Here is a 6,592-nt window from a genome sequence, read left to right as displayed (position 1 = left end):
CCGTCTCCCTCGCTCATCGACGAGCAGGGCGACATTCCAACTTTGCGGAATCAAGACATTTCTATTTTGCGGCAATAGCAGAAAGTCGCATAAGATAGATTATGGAACGGGGCTGCGGTTTTGTCCGTGTTGCTTCTTTGGCTTAAACCGCCGCTCAACATAGGTTATAGTCGTCTAGCTGAATGCAGAGGTGACTGTTAGCGTCCTATTATCCGCATCCAAGGTTGCCTCGGTACCAATCGGGATCGCCAGCGCATCAGCGCCGTGTCCAAGGGGTAAACCACCCAATATTGGAACCCCAAGTACACCCAGCCGATCTCGCAAAACGTCGACCACGGTCACACCTTTGGACGGTGCGAAATTAGAAAACTGCCCGACAGCAACTCCTACGAGACCTGCGAGGCATCCGGATTTTATGAGGCGGGTCAAAGTCCTATCGATATGGCCGAGACCCTTCTCCACATCTTCAATCAGCAATATGGCACCGTCCAGGCCTGGAAGTGCCCAACCGGCTGCTGTTGCTATCATGTCCAGATTGCCGCCCAGCAGTGTGCCTCGAACCTTTCCGGACGTCGTGAGCCCAGCGGTTGGTTCGCCTTCATTTGAATGAACGATGGTATCTTCTACAGAGGAGATAGCCCGTTCGAAGGATTTGGAAGAGGTCTCACCTGATTGGATCGGGTTCCATGCAGCGCCATGTATTCCTGGCACCGCAGATTGTTGCCAGATCGATAGGTGAAGGATCGTGATCTCACTGAATCCGATCAGGACCTTCGGGTTCGCACGCATGGCAGCGAAGTCAACGCCATCTGCGATCCGGTAAGCCCCCTTTCCGCCTCTAGTCGCTATGATGGCGCGGACGAAAGGATTCCGAATGGCGTCATTCAGGTCCGAGAGACGGTCTTCATCCCGGCCAGCGAGGTAGCCCAGCCGGTCAAGAGCATGGGGCCCGACCTGAGGTCTAAGTCCGAGTCCCTCCAGATATCTGATGCAATTATCCACGTCCGCTTCGCTGGGAGTGCTTGCTGGCGAGACGAGGCGGACAGTGTCGCCAGCGGTCAATCCTGCCAACTTCAGCTTCCGTGAAAAATCCACTACGGATTGCCTCCAATAAAATGACTCTGCGCAATGCTTTAAGCGTCAGTGATCATCAGCGTCGTACGCTGTGTGAAACCTTGCAACACGCGTCGGAATTGCCCCTCAGCAACAGGATGCTATGTGTTGCGAAATCCTCCAACTGCAAAAGCAACAAACAGCCGAAACTTCGAGCTGCAACACCTTCGTTAATGGTAACCACATGAAACTCCTGTCCAACAAGGCGTTCACGCCACTCACTCACCCAGCTTCAATGACGAAACCCCACCCTTTGGAACTAGCGCATGGGGCGTAGCTCGAGAATTGCTGCGGTTTCGGCCAGTGGCGGCAAACATCGTGAACGGCACCATGCCGGCACGTCACAACCTCGAACCCACGAACGCGACTGGAACAGCCGGCTGAGCTGCTGTCTCTATCGTTCTGACTCGTATGGGATTTCTATCACCATGCCATCATAGGCCGGTTCGACGTTGTCGGGCGTCTCGGTCATCACGGCGGTGTAATCGAGCGGCACGTGCATGTGCGTCAGCACGGCGTTCCTAGGCGAAAGCGCCTCGATCCAGTCCAGCGCCTGGCCAAGCGAGAGATGGCTTGGATGCGTGTTGTATTGCAAAGCGTCGATGATCAACATGTCGAGGCCTCGCAGCCGCTCGGCGGTGGTCTTGGGAAAGTCGCTGATATCGGGGCAGTAGGCGAGCCCGCCGATGCGGAAACCCAGCGAAATGATGTCGCCATGGATCTGGGGCAGCGGCTCGAAGGTGAGGGCACCTCCCTCTCCTTCAACCACAACCGGCCTGGCATGGTCGATGATGTGGGCGTCGACGATCGGCGGATAGGAGCTGCCCGGCGGCGTCTCGAAGCAATAGCCGAACGCCTCGCGCAGCCGCAGCATGGTCGGCTCGTCGGCATGGATGTCGATGCGATGCCGTTGTTCCAGCACATAGCCGCGCAAATCGTCGATGCCGTGGATGTGGTCGGCATGCGGATGCGTGTAGATCACCCCATCGATGCGCCTGACTGAAGCCATCAGCATCTGCTCGCGGAAATCCGGCCCGGTGTCGATGACGACCGTGGTGCGGCTGCCACTAGCGGCGATGCGCTCGACAAGCGCGGCCGTGCGCATGCGCCGGTTCCTCGGATTGGCGGGGTCGCAATTGCCCCAGTCGCCGGTGATGCGCGGCGTGCCTGGCGACGATCCAGAGCCGAGAATGGTCAGGCGCAGCCGGTCGCTCATGCCTCGGGCGCCCGCTGGTCCGGGCGTGGCATTTTTCCAAACAGCCGAAAGAAATTGTCGGTGGTCAGCGCTGCGATTTCAGCCTCGGTGACGCCAATCGTCTCCGCCAACACCTTGGCGGTCTCCGCGACATAGGCCGGCTCGTTGCGCTTGCCGCGAAACGGCACCGGCGCCAGGTATGGCGCGTCGGTTTCGACCAGCAGCCGGTCGTGCGGCACATCGGCGGCGATGGCGCGCAATTCGACGGAGTTCTTGAAAGTCAGGATGCCCGAGAACGACACATAGCCGCCTAACGACACGCCGACCTCGGCGAGCCGCCGTCCCGACGAAAAACAATGCAGGATGAAAGGGAAGGCGCCCTTCCCTGTCTCGTCTTCGAGAATGGCGGCCATGTCGTCGTCGGCGTCGCGCGAATGAATGACGAGAGGCAGCCCGGTCTCGCGGGCGGCGGCGATATGGGCGCGAAAACCCTGCGCCTGCGCATCGCGTGGTGCCTTGTCGTAGAAATAATCGAGCCCCGCTTCACCGATCGCCACCACCTTTTGGTGAGCGGACAGGCGGACAAGGTCGGCAGCGGTGACGTCGAGCTCCTCGGCGGCATTGTGCGGATGGGTGCCAACCGAGCAATAGACTTCGTCGAAAGTCTCTGCGATCTCAAGGATTTGCTGAAACCGCTTCACGCGCGTGGAGATCGTCACCATGCGGCCGATACCGGCCGCCTTGGCGCGGGTGACAATGGCCGCCCGCTCCTCGGCGAAGTCCGGAAAGTCCAGATGACAATGGCTGTCGACGAGCATCAGGCGTTCGCGTCCGTCTGTTCGACATAGCGCGGAAACACGCCCTCTGGCGCAGGCAGCGCCGTGCCGGACACAAGCGCATGGTCGGCGTGGACATGCACGAAATCGCGATCGTCCGCCGGCACCGCCAGCAGGTCGAGCAGCTTGCCGGCCGAGCCCGGAATGAAGGGCTGGCATAGAACCGCCACGCGTCGCACCACTTCGGCCGTCGTCCACAGCACCGTTTCCATGCGCTCCGGATTGGTCTTTTTGAGCGCCCAGGGTTCCTGTCCGGCGAAATACCGGTCGGCTTCCGCAACTACGCCGAAGATCGCCGCCAGTGCCAGATGGATGCCCTGTTCGGCCATTGCCTTGCGCGCTGTGGCGAGGGCGTCGACCGCTTGATCCAGGATCACCTTGTCGGCCTCCGCCAGATCGCCGCGCTTCGGCACCACGCCGCCGCAGTTCTTGGCGATCATCGACAGCGAGCGCTGCGCCAGATTGCCGAGACCATTGGCCAGATCCGCATTGGTGCGGTTGACGATCGCTTCATGGCTGTAGCTGCCGTCCTGGCCGAACGGCACTTCGCGCAGGAAGAAGTACCGCACCTGGTCGAGGCCGTAATGCTCGATCATGGTGAAGGGGTCGATGACGTTGCCGACCGATTTCGACATCTTCTCGCCGCGGTTGAACAAGAAGCCGTGGCCGAAGACGCGCTTCGGCAGCGGGATGCCGGCCGACATCAGGAAGGCTGGCCAATAAACCGCGTGGAAGCGCACAATGTCCTTGCCGATGATGTGCGCATCGGCCGGCCAAAACCGCCAATTGTCAGCTTTTTCATCGGGATAGCCGACACCGGTAATGTAGTTGGTCAGCGCGTCTACCCACACATACATGACATGCTTTTCGTCGCCAGGTACCGGCACGCCCCAGTCGAACGTGGTGCGCGAGATCGACAGGTCCTTCAGTCCCGACTTGACGAAGCTCATCACCTCGTTGCGTCGCTCGGCCGGGCCGATGAAGTCGGGTTGGTTTTCATAAAGCCCGATGAGCTTGTCCTGATAGGCCGACAGGCGGAAGAAATAGCTCTCTTCCTCGACCCATTCGACCGGCGTTCCCTGCGGCCCGTAGCGGATATTGTCGGGGCGGACCTCGGTCTCCTCCTCGCCGTAATAGGCTTCGTCGCGCACGGAGTACCAGCCGGCATAGCCGCCCTTGTAGACGTCGCCATTGGCGGCCATTGCCTTCCAGATCGCCTGCGAAGCCGCGTAATGCCGCTCCTCGGTGGTGCGGATGAAATCGTCGTTGGAGGCGTTGAGCGCGGTCGCCATGCGCTTGAACTCGGCCGAGTTGCGGTCGGCCAGGTCGTGCGCCGAAATGCCTTCCTTCTTCGCAGTCTGCAGCATCTTGATGCCGTGCTCGTCGGTGCCGGTGAGGAAGAAGACCTGCTTGCCGTCGAGCCGCTGGAAACGGGCAAGCGCGTCGGTGGCGATCAGCTCGTACGCATGGCCGATATGCGGCTTGCCGTTCGGATAGGAAATCGCGGTCGTGATGTAGAATGTGTCGCGTGACATGAATGAACCGTCATGAATGTCTGAATGGAAGCCGTGGCGGTGGATATCGCATCGGAATGGCGATTGCCATCCCGAGACCAATGCATGCCGCCCAAAAGTGGCCCCGGCATTGGGGCAACGGCATGCACCAAAAAGGCCGTCACATTCGCATTGCAGAATTCAGGCGGTCGATCATGGTCAGGGCGTGCTGCTTCTTGTCGAGATTGTAGGTGTCCGTCTCAGATATAGCGTCCAAGGCCTCATGCCAAGTATCGGAGAGCGTTTTGGCCCGCTTGAGATCGCCAGCCTGCGCTGCCTGGCTTGCCGCGTCCGACAGAAGGTCCAGCGCCCGGCGGTTGAAGATGTCGAACTGGATCGCCTGGTCCCTGCCCGCGACGGCCTCGGCCAGGCGGTAGGCACCGGCAATATCGCTCTTTCCCGTCGCCACCAGGCCATCGAGCGTCTGCGCGATTTCCAGCCCGCCATACTGCGTCAGCAGGATCGCGCTGCGCGCGCTTCCCCCAGCCCGCTCGACCAGCGCGGCTCGCGCGGCCGGATCGTCGGGTGGTGGCGGGTCCGCTGTCTCCAGCACTGCCATCAGTTCGTTGGCGTCGAGCGGCGTGAATCGAACCACCTGGCAGCGCGAGCGGATCGTCGGCAGCAGACTGCCCGGCGCATGGACGATGAGAATGAACAGGGTCCGTGCCGGTGGTTCCTCGAGATTCTTCAGCAAGGCATTGGCCGCATTGACATTCATGTCGTCGGCTGGATCGACGATCACCACCCGGTAGCTGCCGTCGTGCGAAGTCAGCGACAGGAAGCGGCTGACCTTGCGGATTTCGTCGACGGTGACGACGGTCTTGAAGCTCTTGGTCTTGTCGTTCAAGGGGCGGGTCAGATGCAGCACCCCGGGATGCGCCCCGGTGGCGATCTGGCGAAACAGCGGCGAGGCCGGATCGGGAACCGCAAGGTTTCCGGGCGCCTGGTCGAAGGCCGGATGCTTCAAAAGGTGGTGGGCAAGATGGAAGGCGAGCGTCGCCTTGCCGATGCCGACCGGCCCGGCGAAGATCAGCGCATGCGGCAGCTTTCCCGCGCGATAGGCGGCGGCGAGCATGGTGGCGGCCTGCCCGTGCCCGACCAGACGCGGCGTTTCGGAGGGTTCCGGCACACCGTCCAGCGTATCATGTTGTTCCGGCGCGATGCGTTCGAAGATCATACCGGTGCGACCTGCCTGTTGCGCTCGGGCGCCCTTGCCTCCAATGCCGCGAACACGGTCGCCGTGACGACATCCTCCACCGTGTCCGGGTCGGCTGACGCGTCGACGACGATGCAGCGTTCCGGCTCTGCCGCCGCGATCGCCAGGAACGCTTCGCGGCGAGCCTGGTGGATGGCCAGCGTCTCTTTTTCGAAGCGGTCCGCGGCGGCATCGCTGCCGCGCCGCAATGTCGCGCGCTTCAAACCCTCGGCCGGGTCTATATCGAAGATCAGTGTCATGTCGGGCATCATGCCGTTGATGGCGACCTGTTCCAGCATGGCCATGAATGCCGGATCGATCCCGCCCGTAACGCCCTGATAGACACGCGAGGAATCCAGGAAGCGGTCACAAAGCACGATGGAGCCGCGCTCGACCGCCGGACGGATGACCTGCTCGACATGGTCGGAACGCGCGGCAGCGAAGAGCAGCGCTTCCATTTTCGGCCCGAACGGTTCGGCGGCGCCCGAAAGCAGCACATGCCGGACCGCTTCGGCGCCCGGCGAGCCGCCCGGTTCACGCGTGCGCAGGACATCATACTTCTTGGCGCGCATCTTCGTGGCCAGCCGCTCGATCTGGGTCGACTTGCCTGCGCCTTCGCCGCCTTCGAAGGTGATGAAAAATCCGCGCGCCAACCGAGAGGCCTTTATTCCTGTTTGAGTGGATTGTTGCGCTCTAGATA

General features: G+C 61.3%; 6 protein-coding genes. All 6 read right to left on the bottom strand.

What is annotated here, in order from left to right; all coding sequences use genetic code 11:
* Window positions 1-174: 174 nt before the first annotated feature.
* Window positions 175-1,095: an LD-carboxypeptidase gene (locus FJW08_RS25900; protein ID WP_281408460.1), complete on the bottom strand. Its 921-nt coding sequence runs from the start codon at window positions 1,093-1,095 to the stop codon at window positions 175-177.
* 412 nt (window positions 1,096-1,507) lie between these two features.
* Window positions 1,508-2,329, bottom strand: a complete 822-nt coding sequence (locus FJW08_RS25895; RefSeq protein ID WP_140812835.1) for an MBL fold metallo-hydrolase — start codon at window positions 2,327-2,329, stop codon at window positions 1,508-1,510.
* Complete coding sequence (locus FJW08_RS25890) at window positions 2,326-3,126, bottom strand: TatD family hydrolase (protein ID WP_140812834.1); 801 nt, start codon at window positions 3,124-3,126, stop codon at window positions 2,326-2,328. The genes FJW08_RS25895 and FJW08_RS25890 overlap by 4 nt, the downstream gene beginning before the upstream one ends.
* Complete coding sequence (gene metG, locus FJW08_RS25885) at window positions 3,126-4,679, bottom strand: methionine--tRNA ligase (protein WP_140812833.1); 1,554 nt, start codon at window positions 4,677-4,679, stop codon at window positions 3,126-3,128. The genes FJW08_RS25890 and metG overlap by 1 nt, the downstream gene beginning before the upstream one ends.
* Window positions 4,680-4,818: 139 nt before the next feature.
* Window positions 4,819-5,874, bottom strand: a complete 1,056-nt coding sequence (locus tag FJW08_RS25880; protein WP_140812832.1) for a DNA polymerase III subunit delta' — start codon at window positions 5,872-5,874, stop codon at window positions 4,819-4,821.
* Entirely contained in the window at window positions 5,871-6,545 is a 675-nt protein-coding gene (tmk, locus tag FJW08_RS25875; protein WP_181183048.1) for a dTMP kinase, read from the bottom strand. The genes FJW08_RS25880 and tmk overlap by 4 nt, the downstream gene beginning before the upstream one ends.
* Window positions 6,546-6,592: the final 47 nt, after the last annotated feature.

The organism is Mesorhizobium sp. B3-2-1 (assembly GCF_006439515.1).
Classification (GTDB): domain Bacteria; phylum Pseudomonadota; class Alphaproteobacteria; order Rhizobiales; family Rhizobiaceae; genus Mesorhizobium.
Note: the sequence above shows the minus strand (reverse complement) of the source record. Positions and strands in the feature narration are given on the sequence as shown.

Excerpts from the sequence above, each read along its gene's own strand:
- metG (WP_140812833.1), bottom strand. The coding sequence starts at position 4,679 with ATGTCACGCGACACATTCTACATCACGACCGCGATTTCCTATCCGAAC.
- FJW08_RS25895 (WP_140812835.1), bottom strand. The coding sequence starts at position 2,329 with ATGAGCGACCGGCTGCGCCTGACCATTCTCGGCTCTGGATCGTCGCCA.
- FJW08_RS25890 (WP_140812834.1), bottom strand. The coding sequence starts at position 3,126 with ATGCTCGTCGACAGCCATTGTCATCTGGACTTTCCGGACTTCGCCGAG.
- FJW08_RS25880 (WP_140812832.1), bottom strand. The coding sequence starts at position 5,874 with ATGATCTTCGAACGCATCGCGCCGGAACAACATGATACGCTGGACGGT.